Below are 20,378 nucleotides of genomic sequence, written 5' to 3' on the forward strand. Positions count from 1 at the left end.
AGTCTAATCAAGGAACTTCAAACGTTATACTCTCGTAGTTGCCAACCCTAAGGCCCTTCTTTACCGTCAACCTCAGTATGTTCCCACCACCCAGTATGGAGCCCTCGCCGGCGAATTCATACTCAATAATCCTGAAGCCAGGTGGGAAAAGCCAAACAATCTCATAGTCATACTCAGCAACCTCCTCCTCATAATAATCCTCATATTTGTTAATACCTTTCCTTAAATTGCCCTTGAAGTAAATATAAAACTCGAGATACGGCCTATCAAAGGAGCCCCTAAAGCCGAGACCAACATCAACTACCCTAGCCCTAATAACTTCACCATTAATTTTAATAGTTTCCTCGTCCAGGAAGCCCTGCATATTCCCCCCCATGATAGTCCTCAACTCATTAAGTAGTCCCTCCCTATCCCTAAGCAGGTTCCTGTAATAATGATCCTTATCTAAATACTCAAAGATCAAATCTTCCCAAACACCGCCATCAATGCCCATCGTGAATATTCCCTCGGCATGTATTGGCACTGGCTCACTCATTAGGTTAGTTTCTTAATTTAGGTTCAAAAGCCTTGTTTGGGCTTCTCAGGGCCTAAATTAGAGTTTATTAATAACTTATTGCTAAGTGGTTACTGTGGATGAGATTATTTACGTGATTGGTCTGTTGATCACGATAATAGCCTACCTGGCGGCATTCACGTATTGGCTGGGCAGGAAGTTCGAGGGCATTGATTGGAGGTTTAGGGATTTGGAGGAGAGATTGAGTAATAGGATTAAGGAGGTAGAGACTAGGTTGGAGAATAGGGTAGCTAATTTAGAGAATAGAATGAGTAATTTAGAGGGTGGGCTTAAGTCGGCTGTTGTAAATGTTAATTCACTCCTTATTGAGTACATGGGGGGGCTTAAGGGCTTGTTCTCGCAGGATGAGGTTAAGGTGTTGACTAATGAGGTTAGTAGGATCGTCGGTATGGTTAGGGCTAACCCAATTAGTAAGGAGGAGCTTGAGTTCATTAAGTCCGTGTTCTCCAAGGACCCTGATCAAATGAGCGTTGAGGAGCTTGAGAGGGTCATTGAGATTGCAAAGCGTTGGTGGTGGGAGGACAACTCCGAAATAGCCTTCAAGGTATTCCAGGTGGCGAGTATAGTGAGGGCTTATAAATTGTACGGAAAGAAGAGGCAACAGCAGTCATAATGAGTATTTGTCTATATTATTTCTATAAATATCCTAGGAAATAATTATCCTATACACCATATATGCATTTAATTTTATCAATATATAATGCGTTACAAGTCTCTTGGTGAGTCGAGCCGATATATATATATCAGTTAAGCTTGAAGAGATTATGCCTAGGATAATGAAGAAGGGGGGTTGTATACCTAGTACCTATACTCGTTTTGATATCTGTAATGTCCCTAATGGGTACGTTATTGAGTATGGGCGTACCAACCACGCCGTACATCACGATAACCGTCCTAACACCACAAAATAAGACCATCACGAACGCCTACGTGCAGGTCTTCGCACTATTACCGCCAGGTTATAAGGAATCGTTGGTGGAGGTGTGGAATGGCACGACAAACACGCTTGGGCAGGCCTACGTACCGCTAAATAGTATAGCCCCCAATAGCCAGGGAGTGGGTTAAGGAGGGCTTCGGTAATGCCGGCGTTGGTCTGGAGGTAATAGTAACTTATGTCAATGGGACGACGCTATACTCACGCTTCTACTTCATAACGTATAATCCTAAGGACTTGCTCAACACGGCATCGCTATCAATACCATTCTTAAACTATGGATCCGTAAGTATAAGACTTGAGAGGTTGGGGGGGACTATTAACGTGAATAGTGGCACAACCTTTAGCACTCCAACACCGCCACCTCCGCCAGGCTACCCATTCTGCCAATGGAATCTTGTCTGGAGTAAGCAGACCGGCACGACTTATATACCGCTTATATTCGCAGTGGACCAGTATACCAGTAATACGAACTTTATAGGTGATACGGCAGCTGGTGTTGCGCAGTCATCATCAACAACACTTTATTTTTACGCATCAGTGGGTATAGAAACCACTGAATTCATATATGAAGTTAGTGGCGAGTCATTTTATCAATCCTTTAGTTATAATTATACTGCTGATGGATTCGATTATGAGTGGCCTATAGCCGCTATTTACGTGCAGGGCACGTTAGGTACGGCGGAGTTCGTAGATTCATGCAACCCCCCCAACTATTATGCTTATGAAGCCTATGTTCAAAGCGCAAATTTAAGCATGTTATATACGGCGCATAAAGTCGGTACGCAGTACGTGAGTAATGCGTTGAACTTCCTGAACCAGTACGTGGGTATAGTCACGGTACCATTTGACGAGTTTGATCTGTCATCCGCTGGGCAGGCATATGAGTATAGTTATCTCTACATGCAGGAGTACTCGCAGGACTACCCATTCCTCTACGCAATACCCGTTGGCGACATGATACTTAATTTATTAAGTCCTGAGACCATACCGTTTGACCCGGCTATTGAGGCTTCGTTATTCGCCGAGGTGCAAACGCAGTCGGTAAGTGTTACGTATAGTAATTTAATAATAACTGATTATTTAAATACGTTAGTTTACGGTGACTTATTGGGGATAGCGCCAATGTTCAGTATAAATACAATGGTCAGACATTCTACCCAGTGCTTAGTGGTTTCTATGTTGAACCGCCAGGTAGTTATTCTGCGTCAACGAACATTGTTGCGTGGGGGGGTCCTAGCAGTGTTTCAGCGCCTGAGTGTTTACCTCCACCAACAATCACCTATGACGTTAATGTATACATTGATGAATCCCCCCCACTACTTGTGCCGGGAGGTACGATTACGTACTATGTCTATAATGAGGTTAACGGACAGCTAGTTGCCTCGGGTACTATCAACGTGCCCTTCCATAAAACGGCTCAGTTAAGTATATCATTACCGCCTGGTCAATATGAAATTGAATTTTACTACAATGGCTACACAACGCAGGAGGGTACGATTACGTTTTATTCCTCAGGGCCAGCGATAGTGTATACTAACGTGCAGGCAACACCCTGTGGTTAAGTTGAGATAATGGAGTTTATGGAGTTAAAAACCAACATACATAATACATAATTTTACTAGCATAAGCTAGATAAAGGCGAGCAAATTCTAGGCAATATGTAGTGATTCTATGTAGTTCGTTGCTCCGGTTAGTATCATTCCTATGGCTAGTGCGGCTATTATTAGGCTCATGAACCTGCCAAGCACCTTAAGTGTGTTGCTGCCCAGTTTTCTTAGTAATGGTTGTGAGAACCTGATTACGACGTATGTAAATGCTGAGCTTAGGAGCGCCGCTATTATAACCTCGTAGATTGGGTATAGTGCTGAGAAGAGTATTAACTCTGTTATTGTACCTGGCCCAACAAGTAATGGGGTCACTATGGGCACAAGTACGAATTCCTCAGGCTCCTTAACAGTGCCAACCGCCCTGGGTCCGCCGGCCATTAGCGTCTCCATGCTATGCCCATGAGGAGTATGCCACCTGCTATCCTGAAGGCGTCCAGGTTAACGCCGAAGGCCTGCAGTATGTACCTGCCGCCGACTGCGAATATCACCATTAATAGGGGGGGTACGCTGATACCAACCAGTTGGTAGACCCTCCTTAATTGTTCTGGTTCCATATTTATTATGTATATGGAGAGTGTCGGTATCGCACCTATTGGGTTGAGTATTGCTATTAATTGCCCCGTCATATTTAGAATGTCTATTAAGGCTCCAGGCACGGTTAATTAACGCATAATTACTATAATAACCTTTCACTCAATCATTTATATCATCACACACTCAGTGGGGGGGGCAAGTGGCTCACTGATCACCAGTGCGATAATTAATGCGTAAAAACCCGCTTAAAGCCCTTACGGTGTTGGGTAATTAATGATGATGAATTGGGAACTGATTAGTGACGATGGGTATCCTAACTGATCAGCAAGGATAGCACTCTTCATTTTTATCGAGCCGGTCCGTACTCATCACTTAAGGAACAACCTCACTTCTCACCGTACTTACTCCTTAAAATCTTTGCCGCCTCAGTCATTGAGCGTATCTTTGAGAAGGCTATCCTCCTCTCAAACTTCCTATACATACCAGGCGCAAATCCACAATCTGGGTTCAGCCAAATCCTCCTCGGGTCAAGAACCCTCACAACCCTTTCAACCCTCTGAACCACGGTTTGCGGATCCTCAACCTGCGGATTCCTAACGTCAATGACGCCAAGCCCAAGCTCCTTATCACTGGGCAAGTCCTTAGCGAAGACCGCCGGGTCACCACTACCTGGGCTTGCATACTCAAGTACGTACTGCCTAACCTTTATGTCATAGACCTCAGGCGCGAGCCTCTCGAAGCCTATACCGTAGAACGGCGAGTCTGGATTCGGCCACCTATCCATGTGCATGCCAATCCTAACACCGTCAATCCCCTTTATCGTCTCATTTATTAAGTCCCTGGCCAGGTAAAGCTCATTCTTAAACCCCCTGTACTTCTGCCCATGTATTGCCTCAATGACCTTCCTATACCTGTCCGGCTCATTCTCCCTAGCCTCTATTAAGTCGCCAAGCATTGGTTCATCAAGCTGTATGAAGTCCACACCGGCGTCTCTAAGCCTAATGATCTCCTGCCTAAGCACCTTAATGTAGTCCTGGGCCAAATCCTCAGGCTGTGGGTATACCTGCCTTGAGTACTTCGCGTCCCAGGTCTCCCACATGATCAAGTACGGGCTTGGCAACGTGACCTTAATCCTCCTATCCGTGACAGACCTAGTGAACCTGAACTCATCAAGCGCTATCACGGCATCCCTAATCTGCTCAACAGCCACAGCCCTCCAGTAGGTCAACTGAGCCTTATACTGCTTCATTATCTCTATCGCCCTTGGATTAATGTCAGTCACATAAATCAACTTAAACCCAGGTATTTTCTGGCCGACAAACGCCACGAAACTAGTCCTCCTCTGCTCCCCCCCATCAGTTATGACGTCCAAACCTGCGAGCTCCTCCTCCTTAACCGTCAACTTAACCGCATCGTCTAAGTACTCATCAAGCTCCTCCTTACTAATCTCACCCTTATTATACCTATCAAAGGCCTCTATCAACCACCTTGGCCTTGGGAAACTGCCGACTACCGACGTTGTGAAGGTTAGCTCCTGCATTACTTAGTACGAATTACTTAGTTTATAAAGTATTACGCCAAAGCCCAACACGGAGGTAACAACTAATTATTTAGAATTTATAGATGTGAGTATAAAGTTTACGGCGCCGGCCCAATACCAGCAACCTTTGGGTACGGCCTAGCCTCCCAAACAGCCCTCAAACCGCACACATACCTTGTCAGTCTCTCCACGCCAATGCCGAAACCCGCGGTCTTCAGTGGGTATAACTCCCTAAGCATCTCCAGGTACCACCTATACTTATTTGGGTCCTCACCACCCTCCCTCATTCTAGCGATTACCTTAACAGGTTCATACTCACGCTCAGCACCGCTAATAGCCTCACCGAAGCCTCAGGATAAAGCATGTCAAAGTCCCTAAGTATGCCAGGCCTCTGCGGGTCTTCACGGTCGTAGAATCCCCCCCTAGCTCCCTTGGGGTAATCAATTATGAAGAATGGATTCTCATGATATGCGGAAAGAAGCTTCTCACACTCCCACCTAATCTCAGTATTTGGCGGATTTTTACATCCAAGTTCATTAACGAGCTCCACAGCCTCCTTATGCGTATACCTCCTGAATGGTTTCTTAAAATCTGGGAGTTGCCTATTGAGCTTCGTCTCAAGTTCCTTACCGTAGTTATCCTTAACCCTCTTAACCACGTATATAATCATGTCCTCAGCAAGGTCGATTACCTGGTCGTAAGTGGCGCCATAAACCTCAAGATCAAGTTGGTAAAACTCAACAAGATGCCTACCAGTAAAGACGCTATCATTTGGCTCAAACCTAATGTTAGGGCTTAGGAAGTAGATCTTGCCTAATGACGCAGCCATGTACTGCTTATAGAGTATGGCGCTTGACATAACCTTATACTCCATGCCGTAGAAATCCACGGTGGCTTGCTTCGCACCCCCTAATCCCTGGATCAGTCACTGGGCCTATTATTGGTGCCAATACCTCAGTAAAACCCCCCCTTGAGTTTAGGAAGTCCCTTAACGCGTCTATTATCTCGGCCTGGACCTTAAAGACGAGTTTATACTTATCCTCCCTGGCCCACCTCCACGAGTGAACAAGCCACTCCCTGAGGAACTCCAGGTATTTACCCTGGTCAGAAACCATCTTTTCAAACTCCAGGACGGCAGGGTGGAAATAAGGCTCTCTCCTCTCGGGCCACTTATCCATACGGCAATTCTAATGTTAATTGTCTTTTAAACATGCCTTAAAAAATGACAATAAGAACAGCGTTAATACCAACATATTATCCGTTATTAATCATGAAGTCAATGTTTAATGCATCCTTAACTACTGAGGAAAACTTGTCAATTTGCCTCATTAACAAGTCAATGCTAGTTAAGCCCTGTGAATTACGTTTAGGCAGTCCAGCGATTTCCCTGGCCATATTAAGCACGAAATTCCTGAAGTTGGGATCACCTAATGAATCATGAAGCGTTACTCCGATTACCAAATCCCTTTCCCTAAACACCCCCCCATCTACCTGTTCCGCAGGTCTTCCATTCCTCTCCTTAATCATTATCAATGGTTCATCACCAACGTACTGAGGAACGCCCCTATGTATCTCATAGCCCCCCCTAACCTCAATACCCTCTAACTCACCCCCCCTTAATCCAACAGCCTTTGAGAGCGATACTATCTTTTCAACGCCATATACCGTGTTGACATTGACCAGGCCAAGCCCGTTATAGTTACCTGGAACACCTGCCTCAAGACCATGCGGATCGCTTAATACCTTACCCAATGCTTGAAAGCCACCACATATGCCTAGTATAACGGCTGAACCCTTAATCCTCATTAATGCCCTATCCAAACCAACCCTCCTCATCCAATCAAGGCTCGCCACAACGTTCTTGGAACCAGGCAGTATAACGAGGTGCGGTTCACCTAATTCCTTTGGGCTCCTGACTACCCTAACCGTGACATCATCCTCGAGAATCAATGGGTAAACATCATTGAAATTAGAAATGTATGGATACGCAATTAACGCAATATCTAGTGGTCCATTACCAATTGGCCTTAAATCCATGGAATCCTCAGGCCACAGCCACAAGTCATCAACGTAGGGTAAAACCCCCCCAAGGACAGGCCTACCCGTCCTCTCCTCAAGCCACTTTATTGCGCTATCAAGTAGTCTCTCGTCACCTCTGAACTTATTGATGATGAAGCCCCTAACTAACCTCCTCCACCTCGGTGGTAATGACCTCATTAAGCCAAGCCCCTGAATAAATGAGCCACCTCTATCTATGTCAAGTACCACAAACACGTTTGCGCCAAGCCACTCAGCGGGTCTGAAATTAGCTATATCCCTATTAGCGAGGTTGGGTTCATAAGCCGACCCAGCGCCCTCGCCAATTACTACATCATATTCCTCAGTCAACCTACGTATGCTGACCTTAACGGCATTAATTGCGAGGCGGCGTATTGGATAATTGTTAAGGTATTCGTTGAAGGATAGTTGAGCCCTTGGCTTACCAAGTATTACGTATTCAGCCCTATCACTTGACATGGGCTTTATTAGGATTGGGTTGTGATAAATGCTGGGCATTAAGCCGGCCACGTAGGCCTGCATGGCCTGGGCCAGCGCTATCTCGCCACCCTCAATGGCTGGGTAGCTATTAAGTGACATGTTCTGCGCCTTAAACGGTGATGCGTGAAAGCCCCGGACCCTAAGTATTCTTAGTAATGCACTAACTATTGCGGTCTTTCCTGAATCGCTCATTGTTGATAATATGTATATATTCACTAAGGGCGTTATAGTATTAAGGCAATAAATCTTTACCTCATCATCTAAAGAAGAAAATTTAAGTACCTTAGCGTAAAGAATTATCAAGTGATGTTTATATGACCGAGTGGGCCACAATGAGGAATTATAGGTTATGGGTGGGCTTAGCCCTCATGGCGTTATCCACATACCTAATCATTAAGCTTTATGATAACCTCTTCCTAAGCCTTAAGGTGCCTGTTGTTGCCATAGGCCCTGATGGCGTTTTAAAGGTTATTGGGTCAATACAGCCATTCACAAGCCCCGTTCTTGCATACGATATCATACTAAGCATAGTATTGACGGCAATTTTATCATCACTAGCCTCGGTACTTATTTACTCCTCAATAGTGAGTAGTAGGTATGGAGGCAATGCCGCTAATCAAGGTGGTTCAGTCGTCAGCGTGAATGATGATAGGGTCATTAACGCCATAAGTTCCATTGCATTATCAAGTCTAGAGAAGAAAGCCCTTCAGGTGATACGTAGGAGGGGGGGTGGCATGATAACGCAGGCGGAGTTAGGGCGTGAGTTAGGGTTGAGTAAGTACCAGGTATCAAGGCTTGTGAAGAGACTTGAGGTGAAGGGGGGGGTTATTGAGAGGAGGAGGGCTGGTGTCACCAATGTTTTAATTCTACGTAATGGTTTTAACACCCTGGACAAGCCCAGAAAGAATGAGAACTAGGTTATCCCTATTATTCTGAGCATTTATCAATGCCTCAAGGCCCTTCCTAGTAAGGTAAACCCCCCCTGAGTAAGGTTCCCACCTAACTAGGCCTAGACCCTTCAACTCATTTAAGTAACGTATTAACCTATCATAAGGTACACCAACCATCATTGCAAGCCTACTTAATTTATCACAACTCCCCATTTTATCTAGGGAAAGCAGTATGTCCGCGTATATCTCAATCCTAGTCCTCGGTTTCTTCCTGTACATCAAGAGACATAGTCTCTGCAACAGTCTTTAACCATATCGTAAAGGCGCACAGGCAACTAAACGGCAACCTTATTGCAACCTTTATTAAGGTTGCAAAACACGCAATAATTTTAAATTATTTTTAACACTGTAGGGAATTATGAGTGCTTCTTAACCGATACATGAATTACTGGAATCATCACGCACTTGCCACTGCCCGTAATGACAACATTATTCACAGCACCAAAGTCCACATTAACGTCGTAACTAGTGCCATTAACAATAATGGGGCTTGGTCCAAGGGGGGGTATTTCGAACTTGCCGCTCGGTAATGTGCAATTATATGTTTGCCCATTGGCTACGGCTTGAACACTAACAACGTATAGTCGTATTATGTTATACGTACCATTAGTTAGTGAGCACTGGGCAGCGAGTTGACTTGTATTAACTAACTGTACTAAGTCAAAAGTCGTTTGTGTTAGGCTACAGGTTACCCAAGTATTGTTGCCACCACCCTCCTTATGAAAGGCGATCTCACTTATTGTTACGTATAGGTGATCAACCTTAACAGGCTTGTCAGATAAGTAAACATATACCTGACTCGCGGGGCTTGTAATTCCACTAGGTGCTATGCCTATGCCATGCCCACTAAGCATTAAGTATGCAACTACTCCTATTACTACCACTACAACCACTATTGCACCTATGACCCAACCCTTCACCTGAACCACCCAACGTCACGACACCCCCCCAATTTTAATAAGGTATACTGGAGAAACCACCGTGGAATTTCCGTGAAAAGCACCATTAATTATTTTAAAACATGAAAATTACATAAACCCAACCGTAATGACTGAAAGGATCACCTGGCTAAAGAGGGACCTAAGCACACTGGAGCTGCTAGCTCTTGGTTACTCGGATGTATCATCAACCTATTACTTCACGCTAGGCATAGTTGCGCTTAACTCAGGGCCTCTACTGCCAATAACGATGCTTCTAGGATCCCTATCCCTATGGCTCGTTGGGCTAGCATACGTGGAATTTGGAAGTTCAATACCAAGGACAGGCGGTGCCTACTACTACATACGCCGTGAACTGGGTAATACCTGGGGCTTTATTGCAGGTTGGCTATTGAGCTTTGACCAAATACTAATGATAGCATACGGCGCCCTGGGCACGATTAATTACCTCAGCGTAATTATACCTCCTGCCTCACGATGGCCCATTAACTCCATATTATCAATCTTAGTAATAATTTAGTAATAATAATGATAATGGTGATAAATATACTTGGAGTAAAGGCCTCAGCCCGTTTTAACCTAACCCTACTGACGATTGACTTAATTGGAATAATGGCATTATTAGTATTCGGTTATTACCTGGTGATTAATCGTGGAGTTGCCATGCCTAGGCTAACATTCAATTATGATTATTTAGTTCATGGACTGACATATTCACTTAGGGGTTACACAGGCATTGACGTTATTGCTCAGTCAACTGGAGAGGCCATGACGCCTTACATATCAGTACCAAGAGCAATAATTGGGGGGGTATCTGCGTTATCGACTGTCGTGGCATTGCTGCTATCATTATTGGCGATATTATCGGGCGCGTTAACGATAGTTTCCAGCAATGTTGGTGATCCCATAGGTGCTCTGGCGAGATACCTGCTCCATAATACGTATCTATCCACCTATATCTCGATATCAATAGCAATAGTGCTCCTCATATCCGTCAATGCCGGCATCGTGGACTTCTCAAGGAGTATCTACGTAATGAGTGAAGACGGCTTGTTACCAGGCAGGTTAAGCAGTGTTCATGGTAGGTATAGAACGCCTCATTTAGCAATAATAATCTCATCATTAGTAGCTATGCTATTCGTGATACCAGGCAGTGTTGAGCTTATTACGGACTCCTACGCAATAGCCTCAACCATCGTATATTTAATGACTATGATCGCATTAATAATATATAGAAATAAGGAACCCAACCTAATGCGTTACTTCAGAATACCGGGCATAGTCGTAGGGCAATTAGAAATACCCATTGTATCTATTGTCGGTATTGCCATATATACATTCTCGATTATTCTCATAACCCTAGTTAAGGCGATATACGTGTTAATGGTGTTGTCATGGTTATTCATAGGCACGCTACTGTACATGCTTAATAAATCTTCTCGACGCACTTGACCACGGAGTCCGAGGCACCAACAATAAGTAATTTATCACCAGCCTCAATCCTAAGTTCCTCATCACTAATTATCACGTCCTCACCCCCCCTTATAATCAGTGGTATTGCCACACCGCACTTCCTGGCAACATCCCTAACCTCCTGGTTTATGTATGGCGACTCCGAACTAATCACGACGTAATATGCCTGCACCTTATCATCGGAATAAAGCAATTGCTTAAATGGCAACCTTAGATAATGGGCAATCTTCGATAGGATGGCGTCCACAATAGGTATTGCGTAGATGCCTAACTCAATGAATGAGTCAAGGTACCTCTCCTTATTACTAACCAATGCTATTATTGTTGGTACACCCCTCGACTTCGCAATCCTAGCAACCTCCAGGTTGGATTCATCATCCATGGATAGAACCACAACCTCACTCTCATCAATTCCGGCATCCCTGAGTATTGATTCATCCCTTGGATTACCTACATGGACATAGGCAGGGACACCCCCCCTACCCAGTTTTGCCTCATTCTCATTACCCGCTATCATACTTACATCATAGCCATTACCGACTAATAGCCTAGCAACTACGACGCTTATCTCATTCACCCCCCCTATAATCAACGCCTTACGCACAAGCCTTAAGCAAGGCTGTATTTAAAAACCGATTTATCTAAGGTCAACCTGCCTACCATAACCCTCAAGAAACCTCCTCAAGTCATCCTCCCTAGGCAGGTTTTCCTCATCACCCCCCCTAACCATCACCACCATCGCAGCCGCTGCCGAAGCCCTCCTCATGGCACTCTCCACATCATGACCTCTAAGTATTGATGCAAGGAAAACACCCGCATAGGCATCACCAGCACCTATGGGATCCTTAACAGGTACCCTAAATGCATCGACCTTAACAACCCTACCCTCCCAATATGCCACCGAGCCCTTAACGCCAAGCTTAAGCACAATCCTATCAATGCCGAATCTTGAACGTAACTCCTTAAACACATCATCAATTGCGGACACGCCAAGCAATAAATTTGCCTCATCCTCATCGAGGAACACAATATCCACGAAACTAAGCGCCTTCGAAAGCACGTTAATCGCATCCTCCACCCGCACCCACAGCTTCCTCCTATAATTAACATCAAATGACGTAGTAACACCCTTACCGCGGGCGATCTCCAACCCCCCTAAATGCTGCTGACCTAGCGGTGTCGCTAATGGCCATGGTTATGCCCGTCGTATGAAAAACCCTGGCACTACCAACGTAGTCTGGGTCCACATCATCAGCTTAAGGCCGAGGCTGCGGAACCCCCCCTCCTGTAATAGAGAACATCGCTGACGCCAGGTATTGGATAATTCCTCTGAACGAAGTATATGCCCGTGGGCCTCTCAGGGTCGAACTTAATATGACTAACATCAACACCCTCGCCCCCCCTAAGCCAATTATAGATGAATAGACCAAACTCATCAGCACCAAGCCTAGTTATCAACCCACAACTAACGCCAAGCCTAACCAGGGCAACGCATACGTTGGCCTCGGTACCCGTTGCGTGCTTCTCGAAGTAAGTAACGTGCCTAAGCGGTCCATCAGTAACGGCATTAAACTGAACCAAGGGCTCGCCCAAAGCCACAACCTCAGGCATTGAAGGTGTAAAGACCGCGGCCTATTAAGGAATTACTCTAACAAATTCAGGGAAGCTAAAACCTTAAAAACAACACAATTAATGAATCATCGGGCCCGTAGTCTAGCCTGGTAGGATGCCCAGGGGCTGACGCCCCCCCGTACAAGCCTGACGCGCGGGAGATCCCGGGTTCAAGTCCCGGCGGGCCCACCACGTTTATTACTACCTAAGTTGTTTCGGCTTACGTGACTATCAATCTTCATCTACACGATGTTAATAATGGCGTTTTGCTTAGGTTTAGATATTATTAATTCTTTTACATGTATAATACTATAAGTTAGATTTATGGATAAAATTTATAAATATTAATATTAATAATAACATTATGCGTTTCATCAAGGGTTTCCCATCAACCATGATGGATGATTATCCACTAAATGTCCATGCAATATTAAGGCATGCCGCGTTGTATTTTGGTGAGAATGAGGTTGTGTCTAGGGATGTCGATGGTAGTATTGTTAGATTAACATATCGCGATGTTTATGATAGAGTTCAGAGAATGTCCTCCATGCTTGAGAGTGAGTTGGGTGTGGGGGGGCCTGGTGATAGGGTTGGCGCGCTCGGTGTTAATACCCATAGGTATTACGAGCTTTACTTTGCTGTGTCGGGTATTGGTGCCGTTTTCGTTGAGATGAATTTTAGGCTATCACCCATTGAGATAGCGCATGTGGCTAACCACTCAAAGGTTAAGGTGCTCTTCATAGATGCGCCACTCCTAACTCAATTTAGGGGGGGCGTAATTCCGCAATTTAAGCATGTTGAGAAGGTAGTGGTTATGGGTAAGGTAAGCGAGCCCATTGAATTAAGCGGATTGAAGGTTTACGATTATGAAGACCTAATAAAGAGTGGTAGTAAGTACGATTTTCCTTTCATTGATGAAAGATCGGCATGCTGTGCGTGCTATACATCCGGTACTACGGGTATGCCTAAGGGCGTTTATTACTCCCATAGATCCTTCGTACTGCACGCAATGGCGATTCACCAGGTATTTCCCATGGGCCAGGTGATGCGCTCCTACAGCTTGTTCCACTATATCACGTGAATGGTTGGGGGGGAATGCCATTCGCAGCCACCATGGTTGGTGCAAAGCTTGTTTTTCCGGGCGTATGGAGCATTAACGACTTGAAACCCATAATTGATTTGATGATTAACGAGAAAATAACGCGATCAAACGGTGTGCCCAGCGTATGGATTTCCATACTTAATTACCTAAGATCGATGAGTCCTAAACCACGATTTAGCATGAGAGTTGTAAGCGGTGGTTCGGAACCGCCGGTGGCTATGATGAGGGGTTTAAGTGAATTTGGTATTGAGGTTGTGCATGCGTATGGGTCTACCGAAACGTCACCGTTAAGCCATGTCTATGTACTTAAACCTAAGGTGCTTGAGAAGTTGAGGAACGAGGATGAGTATTGGGAGCATAGGGCTAGACAGGGTTTACCCATATTTCCAATGGAACGTAAGGTCGTTGATGAGTATGGACGTGATGTACCTTGGGATGGAAAAACACCGGGTGAACTGCTTGAGAGGGGGGGTCCCTGGGCAATCAGGGAGTACTTCAATGATCAAAGGACATTCGACTCCTTCTATGGAGAAGGTGTTGACCTCTGGTGGAGAAGTGGCAATGCGGTCGTTATTGATGGAGATGGGTACATGAAAATCGTGGATAGGCTTAAGGACTTAATAAAGAGTGGTGGTGAGTGGATATCAAGCGTTGATATGGAGAATTACCTAATGGCTCATCCAGCGGTTTATGAAGCTACAGTAGTTGGTGTGCCACATCCAAAATGGGGGGGTGAAAGACCATTAGCCTTTGTTGTTTTAAAGCCTGAGTATAAAGATAGAGATAAGGAAGCGCTTAAGAGGGAATTACTTGACCACTTATCGCACAGGTTTGCAAAGTGGCAATTGCCAGAGATATTGTTTGTTGATTCGATACCAAAGACCAGCACTGGAAAGTTCGATAAAAAGGTGTTAAGGGAGCAGTTCAGGGATTACTTTAAGCAGGAAGGCGGATTAAGTTAGGTTTTAATATGTCGTTATTTATGCTGATAAGTTTATGGTAATACCAGTCACGGTTCTAAAATTATTAAGGAGATTTCGTAGAGCTGTCCGGAGCATGATCTTCTACTCACTAATCCTATTTTTGGTTGTTTTATTCATTGGGGGGGCTCTCATTATGTACTTAATCGAGCATGGGAAGAACCCTGGATTTAATAATTACTTTAATTCTGTTTGGTTTGTGATGGAGACCATAACCACGGTTGGTTATGGTGATATAGTCCCTAACACGTATCTAGGTAAAATCGTTGATATGGTCATAATGCCCGTGGGTATTGCCGTAATAAGCCTATTAACGGCTTCAATAGCCACGGAGCTAACGAACATAGCAATAACGAGGAGTATGGGTCATCACACAACCTCAAAGGGTAAGCACATTGTCGTGATAGGAGATGTTGATAGAGTCCTGAGGGTTATTAATGTTATTGAAGAACTGATGAATATGAGGGGGGGTGAGATCGTGGATATTCTCTATATAGGTAATGGCGATAAGCCACCGGCATTACCTACTGACGTTGAGTTTATTCGTGGAGATCCATTTAATGCCAGTGACTTATTGAGGGCTGGCGTGGATAGGGCTTCCACTGTGGTTATACTTCCATTTAATGATGTCGATGTTAAGACGGCGGATGCAAAGGTTATCCTATTAATTATGAGTATTAGAAAGTTGAATCCTAATGCTTACATAATTGCTGAGGTTCTTAATGAGGCTGATAGAGATTATGCCCTGAGCGCCGGTGCTAATTCCGTGATATCCCTAGGCTCCTTCACGACTGTCATGATAGCTAATGAAGTCTTTAATCGTGGATTTTCCTCGGTATTAATGAACATAATTAATAGGGGGGGTAATCTAGATTTAATGGAGGGTAATGAATATGTTGGAAAGCGGTTTATGGAGGTTGTGCAATTGGTTAAGTTCAGGTTGAATTACTTAGTCATTGGTGTGATTAGGAACGGTGAGGTCATTCTCAATCCAGGTAATGATTTTGTGATTCAGTCAGGCGATTCGTTGCTCGTCATTAAATGACCCGTCAGTAGTCTTAAAACTCCATTAAGTGTGTACTCACTTGGCGTTAGGGGGGGATTTATACCATCACTCCTCATGCGGCTCTCCGTAACCCTGCCAATGGCTATTGCAGGCTTTTTCTTAAGTACGTCTCCGGCGCAATTCCTTACTGCCTCATAGGTCATGGGGGGGCTCATAAAGATGATGTAATCAACGTAGTTCATTAGCTTACACGCGATCTCAGCATTAATGGAGTTTGGCCTTATATCGTAAATACCGTACTCAACAACATCAAAACCGAGCCCCTTAAGTTCATTAACTATGTAATTACCGCCTCTTAATGACCTTAATACCACGACCTTACCACGTGGTAGATCACGCATCATATTTATTATACCGTAGCTCGAGAACTCCCTAGGCATAATGCATGCAACGCCCAATTTCTCAATCTCACTACACGTTTGCGGTCCAACACCAATAATCTTCGCATTATTTAACCGCCGTAGTCTCTCACCCACATACTTCACTACGGTGGTACTCATTACAATAACGTAATCAGCATTATCAAGCGATACCTCATTAATTACGTGTTCATTAGGAACAATATCAATAACAGGCACTTGAATTACGTCAACACCAGCAAGGTGAACCGGCCTAATCTTCCCTGATGCCCTAAGGACTAATACCTTCGTCATCCCTAACACCAATCTCCTTAACCAAAGACTTAGCCGTGAGCTCGATGGCTTCCCTACTGCTCATGCTTGGTCTCCAGCCGACCTCCCTGACTATCTTATCGATTGATAATAACATTCGCTTAACATCACCAGGCCAACCCCCCCTCCCATCTGGTGTTGCTGGTTTATAATTGATCCTCGGGTTGAAGCCGGATGCCCTAATGACTATGCTCACTATATCTCTAACACTTATTGAGTCCCAATTCCCAATATTATACGTGTAAATACCGCCATTCTTCACGGCATATTCCCAGGCCATTAATGTGGCGCTTATAGTATCCGTTATGTATAGGTACGACTTCTCCTGAGTTCCATCGCCAAGGACCTCGAGTTCTTCTGGATTCTTCTTAAGCTTCATTAGTAGGTCGTAAACTACGCCATGCCTAAGCCTGGGCCCAACAATATTCGCATACCTAAGAATTACGCAGTTAATTCCGTAAAGCCTAGCGTAGGTCCCACACATGACCTCACCAGCGGCCTTGGCTGCTCCATAGACGCTTATTGGTTGTATTGGGTGATCCTCAGGTGTTGGTATGGTCTTGGCATCGCCATACACGGTACTTGATGATGCATATACCACGGTCTTAACCCCCCCGTACTTACGGGACAGCTCAAGCACGTTAAATGTTACTAAGACATTCTCATCAAAGTGAATCCTAGGTTCAGTGACTGATACCCTAACCTCTGGATTCGCTGCCAGGTGAAACACTGTATCAACTCCCTGAAACGCACCTGGATTACTTGGGCTCTTTAAATCATCCTTAATGAACCTAACCCTATCAATTACATCCTTAAGCCTATTTAGGTCCCCCCCTGAACTTAAGTTGTCAATAACAACCACGTCAAATCCCATCTCAACAAGTCTCTCTGTTAAGAATGAGCCTATGAAACCGGCGCCGCCTGTCACCAACACCCTCATCGCTAATCACCTCATCAATGCAATACTAACCAAGCCGATTATTAACCCAAGAAGAAGCCCTGTGTTGCCAAGGACTATTTGAATTAGCAATAAGACAAGTAGTGCTACCCTCACAGCCCTACTTATTCCATGTGCCTGCCCCCCCTGCACCGCGTTTGTTATTAAATACGTCATTACTAGTATTAGTATTATTGATATAGTGCCCATTATCCCAATATAACCTCCCTGCAAGACACTACTTATTTGGGATGTGTATATTGATGGGAATGCCGACATCATGGACTCTATGAAGCTTGGACTCACATAATACTCAAACTGAAGGTAAATGAGAATTCCCGCATTAATTAAGTACAGTAATAGGCTAATTCCGTAGAGAATGTGCCATGCCCTAATCCCCCCCTGCGACTTACTCATTAGCTAAAGCCACTGGACTTAGGTTATAAATATTGCAATGATAACCCCCCCGGCGAGCATGCTAATGAAGTGACCAAGCCTATTAATTCCAATGCCGTCCACCACAAGCACAGGTGGTATCGGTATTAAGAGCCACAGCGACTCGTAAACCGTATATAATATTATTAGGAAGTTGAGCGCATGCATGGGCCTAACGGGTCCCTTCACGGTGTTTATCAACGATGTCATTAAAACAACCCCCCCCATTAATCCCATCGTTATCGCTGACAATCCATAGGTTACAATGACCCTATTGTACATCAGGGATAGAATCACTGTGGAAAGCCCAATACCCACTATGCCCGTCAAAACACCGGCCAATAAATAATACCTCAACCTTAGCTCTAGAACGGCAATGGCGGTTACGAATATGAATATGGGCAATGTACCAACAAGGTCGGTAACGCTATCTGGCAATAATGATACGAATAAGTAAATAATAACGTAGAGGAAGCCCTTAATTATGTTCTGTCTCATTTCAGTGAGCGCCTTATTCAAAATTAGCTCCGGCTTTATTAGGAAAATCGATGCATAACTAATCAGTACTATTAACGTTATTACGGCTATGTAAGAATAGCCAACATTCAATCCCTTACGCAACCTACCTAATACGTAAATAAATAATATGAATAATATAAACTCTGGAAATAGGGCGTAATAACTAGGTATTAATACTGCGACCAATGTACTTATTGCCGCAATTATTAATACGGCTGGGTAATAAAGCACGAGCTGATGCCTTAACTCTCATGATCGCTCTTGATCCATGAATATTAAGTTTTTAATATGCATTACATTGATGTTATTAACGGCACCCTGTGAAGATCGTTATCGTACTTCATGGATCGAGGGATCCTAATTACGTAAATAGCGTAAGGCGTTTTGCAGAGAATGTTGGCGTTGATTATGCATTTGTTTCATACTCTAAACCATCAATAAACGAAGTTGTTGGTGACCTATACATACCGTTGTTTATTGGGTATGGTAAAGACTATGAGAGGGCGGTGGATATAGCGGGCTTTGAGGCACCGCCATTACTTAAATGGCCAGGTATAAGGGATTTCCTCCTAAGTCTTGGTCCTGGTCTATACGTATTTCATGGAGATAATGATCAAAGATTCATTGAGAACGTAGGTGATTTGAACCTCTATGACGTCGCATTCCTCAAAATTGAGCCTACGCTCAGGAGCTACTTAGCCAATCACTGTCCAAATAGGGTAATTCCCGTGGTCCTTACCCAAGGCATGATTTATAAGGAGATCCTAACCATGGTGAAAAACTCATGCCCTAATGCCGAGGTTCTAAGACCCCCCCTCTTTGAGCTTCAGAGGTTCATGAATTACTTCAGGGATTCATTACCATGGTTAATACAAAGCACTAGGCGGGTTAGATAATATGGAGACAATTGAGCCAATAATGCTATATTACATTACGATACTAATAACCTCGGTAATACTCGACATAGCACTTGGTGAACCCAAGGGCATACTCATAAGGATTCACCCAGTGGTTATTACTGGTAATATTGCATTTAAATTATTTAAGCCAAGCAATAAACTTTTTGGAATATTTTTATGGTTCATTTCCGTGATTCCAATAATAATTACTTACTACTTAGTACCGCGTATCCTAATGATTATTAATGTTGTGATTGGGATTATCATTTACGCATATTTCCTAAAATTAACATTTTCAATAAGGTTAATGAGGGATTATGCTAAGAAGATATTGAGGAGTATTGAATTGGGTGATTTAAATAATGCCCGCGTGCTAACCCAGCAAATTGTTAGGAGAAATGTTTGGGAACTAGACATGGCCCACCTGATATCCGCCGTGATAGAGAGTCTCGCTGAGTCCTTCGTCGATGGTCTTCTCTCGCCTCTGTTCTACTTCGCATTACTTGGATTACCTGGAGCTCTACTTCAGAGGCTGTCAAATACCATGGACTCAATGGTTGGTTATAGGGGGGGATGGCCGTATGAGGACGTTGGTTGGTTTTCGGCTAAAGTCGATACCGCGTTAAATTATATACCCGCAAGATTATCCTCGATAGTTATCCTAATAGCGTCTGGGTTAGTAGGGTTGAATTGGAGGGATAGTGTTGTGGTGGCCTTTCGTGAACATCGTAACGTAAGGAGTGTTAACTCTGGGTGGCCCATGGCATCCTTTGCGGGTGCGCTTGGGATTATGCTTGAGAAGATTGGTGTTTATAGGATAAATGATGGTATGCCCAGTCCTGACGTAACTAGGCTGAAACTTGCCCTTAAGTTATTTGATGTTTCTGTTATCGTCGCGTTAGTAATTACTTCAGCTTTATTAATCCTTAGAGTGTTCTTTGTACCATTATTTATTTAGTGAATGTTCTCAACAGAATGAATAATTAAATTATTACCCATATGTAATTAATGATCTTTATTTTTTACGGTGGATTATATGACGGGTCATATATAATATTTAGGAATAA

General features: G+C 44.1%; 21 protein-coding genes, 1 tRNA gene and 4 pseudogenes. 12 read left to right on the top strand and 14 right to left on the bottom strand.

Features of this window, described 5'->3' with window-relative positions:
- Window positions 1-7: 7 nt before the first annotated feature.
- Entirely contained in the window at window positions 8-535 is a 528-nt protein-coding gene (locus tag JCM11217_RS04470) for a hypothetical protein (RefSeq protein WP_054842191.1), read from the bottom strand.
- 94 nt (window positions 536-629) lie between these two features.
- Here JCM11217_RS04470 and JCM11217_RS04475 point away from each other — a divergent pair, with 94 nt between their 5' ends.
- The 4 genes from JCM11217_RS04475 (at window position 630) to JCM11217_RS13770 (ending at window position 3,073) form a co-directional block, all read left to right on the top strand.
- On the top strand, window positions 630-1,187 hold the full coding sequence (locus tag JCM11217_RS04475) for a hypothetical protein (protein ID WP_243678338.1): 558 nt from the start codon (window positions 630-632) through the stop codon (window positions 1,185-1,187).
- Between the two features lie 215 nt (window positions 1,188-1,402).
- The gene (locus JCM11217_RS04480; protein WP_054842192.1) at window positions 1,403-1,639 is read left to right on the top strand and encodes a hypothetical protein; all 237 of its coding nucleotides are present in this window, start codon (window positions 1,403-1,405) and stop codon (window positions 1,637-1,639) included.
- 106 nt (window positions 1,640-1,745) lie between these two features.
- Window positions 1,746-2,888, top strand: coding sequence for a hypothetical protein (locus JCM11217_RS04485; RefSeq protein ID WP_054842193.1), 1,143 nt, complete (start codon window positions 1,746-1,748; stop codon window positions 2,886-2,888).
- Between the two features lie 20 nt (window positions 2,889-2,908).
- Entirely contained in the window at window positions 2,909-3,073 is a 165-nt protein-coding gene (locus JCM11217_RS13770) for a DUF2057 domain-containing protein (RefSeq protein WP_243678339.1), read from the top strand.
- Window positions 3,074-3,160: 87 nt separating this feature from the next.
- On the opposite strand, the pseudogene JCM11217_RS04490 reads toward JCM11217_RS13770, so the two are convergent.
- The 4 genes and pseudogenes from JCM11217_RS04490 to JCM11217_RS04505 all read right to left on the bottom strand — a co-directional run bounded on the left by JCM11217_RS04490 (window position 3,161) and on the right by JCM11217_RS04505 (window position 7,946).
- A pseudogene (locus JCM11217_RS04490) lies at window positions 3,161-3,744 on the bottom strand (MarC family protein).
- A 293-nt stretch (window positions 3,745-4,037) separates the two neighbouring features.
- Complete coding sequence (locus tag JCM11217_RS04495; RefSeq protein ID WP_054842194.1) at window positions 4,038-5,192, bottom strand: cobalamin-independent methionine synthase II family protein; 1,155 nt, start codon at window positions 5,190-5,192, stop codon at window positions 4,038-4,040.
- A gap of 98 nt (window positions 5,193-5,290) precedes the next feature.
- Window positions 5,291-6,370 (bottom strand): annotated as a pseudogene (locus JCM11217_RS04500) (asparagine synthetase A).
- Window positions 6,371-6,446: 76 nt separating this feature from the next.
- A complete protein-coding gene (locus JCM11217_RS04505) occupies window positions 6,447-7,946 on the bottom strand; it encodes a cobyric acid synthase (RefSeq protein ID WP_054842195.1) in 1,500 nt (499 codons plus the stop codon).
- A gap of 98 nt (window positions 7,947-8,044) precedes the next feature.
- Between JCM11217_RS04505 and JCM11217_RS04510 the strand changes: the two genes are divergently transcribed.
- Window positions 8,045-8,647: a MarR family transcriptional regulator gene (locus JCM11217_RS04510; protein WP_054842196.1), complete on the top strand. Its 603-nt coding sequence runs from the start codon at window positions 8,045-8,047 to the stop codon at window positions 8,645-8,647.
- Here the strand turns inward: JCM11217_RS04510 and JCM11217_RS04515 are convergent.
- Window positions 8,597-8,899 (bottom strand): winged helix-turn-helix domain-containing protein, encoded by a 303-nt coding sequence (locus JCM11217_RS04515; RefSeq protein WP_054842197.1) that lies wholly within the window; start codon window positions 8,897-8,899, stop codon window positions 8,597-8,599. The genes JCM11217_RS04510 and JCM11217_RS04515 overlap by 51 nt on opposite strands.
- 137 nt (window positions 8,900-9,036) lie before the next feature.
- Entirely contained in the window at window positions 9,037-9,609 is a 573-nt protein-coding gene (locus JCM11217_RS04520; RefSeq protein ID WP_243678340.1) for a DUF4382 domain-containing protein, read from the bottom strand.
- 118 nt (window positions 9,610-9,727) lie between these two features.
- Here JCM11217_RS04520 and JCM11217_RS04525 point away from each other — a divergent pair.
- Window positions 9,728-11,070: pseudogene (locus JCM11217_RS04525) on the top strand (APC family permease).
- Here the strand turns inward: JCM11217_RS04525 and JCM11217_RS04530 are convergent.
- The 3 genes from JCM11217_RS04530 to JCM11217_RS13780 all read right to left on the bottom strand — a co-directional run bounded on the left by JCM11217_RS04530 (window position 11,045) and on the right by JCM11217_RS13780 (window position 12,702).
- Window positions 11,045-11,668 carry an NAD-binding protein gene (locus JCM11217_RS04530; RefSeq protein ID WP_243678341.1) on the bottom strand — a complete coding sequence of 208 codons (624 nt, stop codon included), beginning with the start codon at window positions 11,666-11,668 and terminating at the stop codon, window positions 11,045-11,047. The pseudogene JCM11217_RS04525 and the gene JCM11217_RS04530 overlap by 26 nt on opposite strands.
- A 60-nt stretch (window positions 11,669-11,728) precedes the next feature.
- Window positions 11,729-12,241, bottom strand: coding sequence for a PfkB family carbohydrate kinase (locus JCM11217_RS13775; RefSeq protein ID WP_243678342.1), 513 nt, complete (start codon window positions 12,239-12,241; stop codon window positions 11,729-11,731).
- A 101-nt stretch (window positions 12,242-12,342) separates the two neighbouring features.
- Window positions 12,343-12,702, bottom strand: coding sequence for a PfkB family carbohydrate kinase (locus JCM11217_RS13780; RefSeq protein ID WP_243678343.1), 360 nt, complete (start codon window positions 12,700-12,702; stop codon window positions 12,343-12,345).
- A gap of 91 nt (window positions 12,703-12,793) precedes the next feature.
- Between JCM11217_RS13780 and JCM11217_RS04540 the strand changes: the two genes are divergently transcribed.
- From JCM11217_RS04540 to JCM11217_RS04550, 4 genes and pseudogenes are all read left to right on the top strand, one after another.
- Window positions 12,794-12,894, top strand: a tRNA-Val gene (locus JCM11217_RS04540).
- Window positions 12,895-13,099: 205 nt separating this feature from the next.
- Window positions 13,100-14,373: pseudogene (locus tag JCM11217_RS04545) on the top strand (AMP-binding protein); the annotation flags it as partial.
- 102 nt (window positions 14,374-14,475) lie between these two features.
- Window positions 14,476-14,766, top strand: a complete 291-nt coding sequence (locus tag JCM11217_RS13785; RefSeq protein ID WP_243678384.1) for a hypothetical protein — start codon at window positions 14,476-14,478, stop codon at window positions 14,764-14,766.
- Window positions 14,767-14,800: 34 nt separating this feature from the next.
- Complete coding sequence (locus tag JCM11217_RS04550) at window positions 14,801-15,829, top strand: ion channel (protein WP_054842199.1); 1,029 nt, start codon at window positions 14,801-14,803, stop codon at window positions 15,827-15,829.
- On the opposite strand, the gene JCM11217_RS04555 is transcribed toward JCM11217_RS04550, so the two are convergent.
- Genes JCM11217_RS04555 through JCM11217_RS04570 form a run of 4 tightly spaced genes read right to left on the bottom strand, consistent with a single transcriptional unit; the run spans window position 15,796 to window position 18,643 of the window.
- The gene (locus tag JCM11217_RS04555) at window positions 15,796-16,503 is read right to left on the bottom strand and encodes a uroporphyrinogen-III synthase (protein ID WP_054842200.1); all 708 of its coding nucleotides are present in this window, start codon (window positions 16,501-16,503) and stop codon (window positions 15,796-15,798) included. The two genes, JCM11217_RS04550 and JCM11217_RS04555, sit on opposite strands and share 34 nt — an antisense overlap.
- Window positions 16,481-17,461 (bottom strand): GDP-mannose 4,6-dehydratase, encoded by a 981-nt coding sequence (locus tag JCM11217_RS04560; protein WP_054842201.1) that lies wholly within the window; start codon window positions 17,459-17,461, stop codon window positions 16,481-16,483. Before JCM11217_RS04560 ends, JCM11217_RS04555 begins: the two co-directional genes overlap by 23 nt.
- A gap of 6 nt (window positions 17,462-17,467) precedes the next feature.
- Entirely contained in the window at window positions 17,468-17,875 is a 408-nt protein-coding gene (locus JCM11217_RS04565; protein ID WP_054842202.1) for a hypothetical protein, read from the bottom strand.
- Window positions 17,876-17,893: 18 nt separating this feature from the next.
- Window positions 17,894-18,643: a hypothetical protein gene (locus JCM11217_RS04570; protein WP_243678344.1), complete on the bottom strand. Its 750-nt coding sequence runs from the start codon at window positions 18,641-18,643 to the stop codon at window positions 17,894-17,896.
- Window positions 18,644-18,732: 89 nt separating this feature from the next.
- Between JCM11217_RS04570 and JCM11217_RS04575 the strand changes: the two genes are divergently transcribed.
- Together JCM11217_RS04575 and JCM11217_RS04580 are read left to right on the top strand one after the other, a co-directional pair.
- Entirely contained in the window at window positions 18,733-19,308 is a 576-nt protein-coding gene (locus tag JCM11217_RS04575; RefSeq protein ID WP_054842203.1) for a hypothetical protein, read from the top strand.
- Window position 19,309: 1 nt separating this feature from the next.
- Window positions 19,310-20,269 (top strand): cobalamin biosynthesis protein, encoded by a 960-nt coding sequence (locus tag JCM11217_RS04580; RefSeq protein WP_054842204.1) that lies wholly within the window; start codon window positions 19,310-19,312, stop codon window positions 20,267-20,269.
- Window positions 20,270-20,378: the final 109 nt, after the last annotated feature.

It is taken from the genome of Vulcanisaeta distributa JCM 11217, assembly GCF_001316005.1.
In the GTDB taxonomy this organism is placed as follows: domain Archaea; phylum Thermoproteota; class Thermoprotei; order Thermoproteales; family Thermocladiaceae; genus Vulcanisaeta; species Vulcanisaeta distributa_B.

Excerpts from the sequence above, each read along its gene's own strand:
- JCM11217_RS04470 (WP_054842191.1), bottom strand. The coding sequence starts at position 535 with ATGAGTGAGCCAGTGCCAATACATGCCGAGGGAATATTCACGATGGGC.
- JCM11217_RS04480 (WP_054842192.1), top strand. The coding sequence starts at position 1,403 with ATGTCCCTAATGGGTACGTTATTGAGTATGGGCGTACCAACCACGCCG.
- JCM11217_RS04495 (WP_054842194.1), bottom strand. The coding sequence starts at position 5,192 with ATGCAGGAGCTAACCTTCACAACGTCGGTAGTCGGCAGTTTCCCAAGG.
- JCM11217_RS04510 (WP_054842196.1), top strand. The coding sequence starts at position 8,045 with ATGACCGAGTGGGCCACAATGAGGAATTATAGGTTATGGGTGGGCTTA.
- JCM11217_RS04515 (WP_054842197.1), bottom strand. The coding sequence starts at position 8,899 with ATGTACAGGAAGAAACCGAGGACTAGGATTGAGATATACGCGGACATA.
- JCM11217_RS13780 (WP_243678343.1), bottom strand. The coding sequence starts at position 12,702 with ATGCCTGAGGTTGTGGCTTTGGGCGAGCCCTTGGTTCAGTTTAATGCC.
- JCM11217_RS13785 (WP_243678384.1), top strand. The coding sequence starts at position 14,476 with ATGGCTCATCCAGCGGTTTATGAAGCTACAGTAGTTGGTGTGCCACAT.
- JCM11217_RS04550 (WP_054842199.1), top strand. The coding sequence starts at position 14,801 with ATGGTAATACCAGTCACGGTTCTAAAATTATTAAGGAGATTTCGTAGA.
- JCM11217_RS04555 (WP_054842200.1), bottom strand. The coding sequence starts at position 16,503 with ATGACGAAGGTATTAGTCCTTAGGGCATCAGGGAAGATTAGGCCGGTT.
- JCM11217_RS04560 (WP_054842201.1), bottom strand. The coding sequence starts at position 17,461 with ATGAGGGTGTTGGTGACAGGCGGCGCCGGTTTCATAGGCTCATTCTTA.
- JCM11217_RS04565 (WP_054842202.1), bottom strand. The coding sequence starts at position 17,875 with ATGAGTAAGTCGCAGGGGGGGATTAGGGCATGGCACATTCTCTACGGA.
- JCM11217_RS04580 (WP_054842204.1), top strand. The coding sequence starts at position 19,310 with ATGGAGACAATTGAGCCAATAATGCTATATTACATTACGATACTAATA.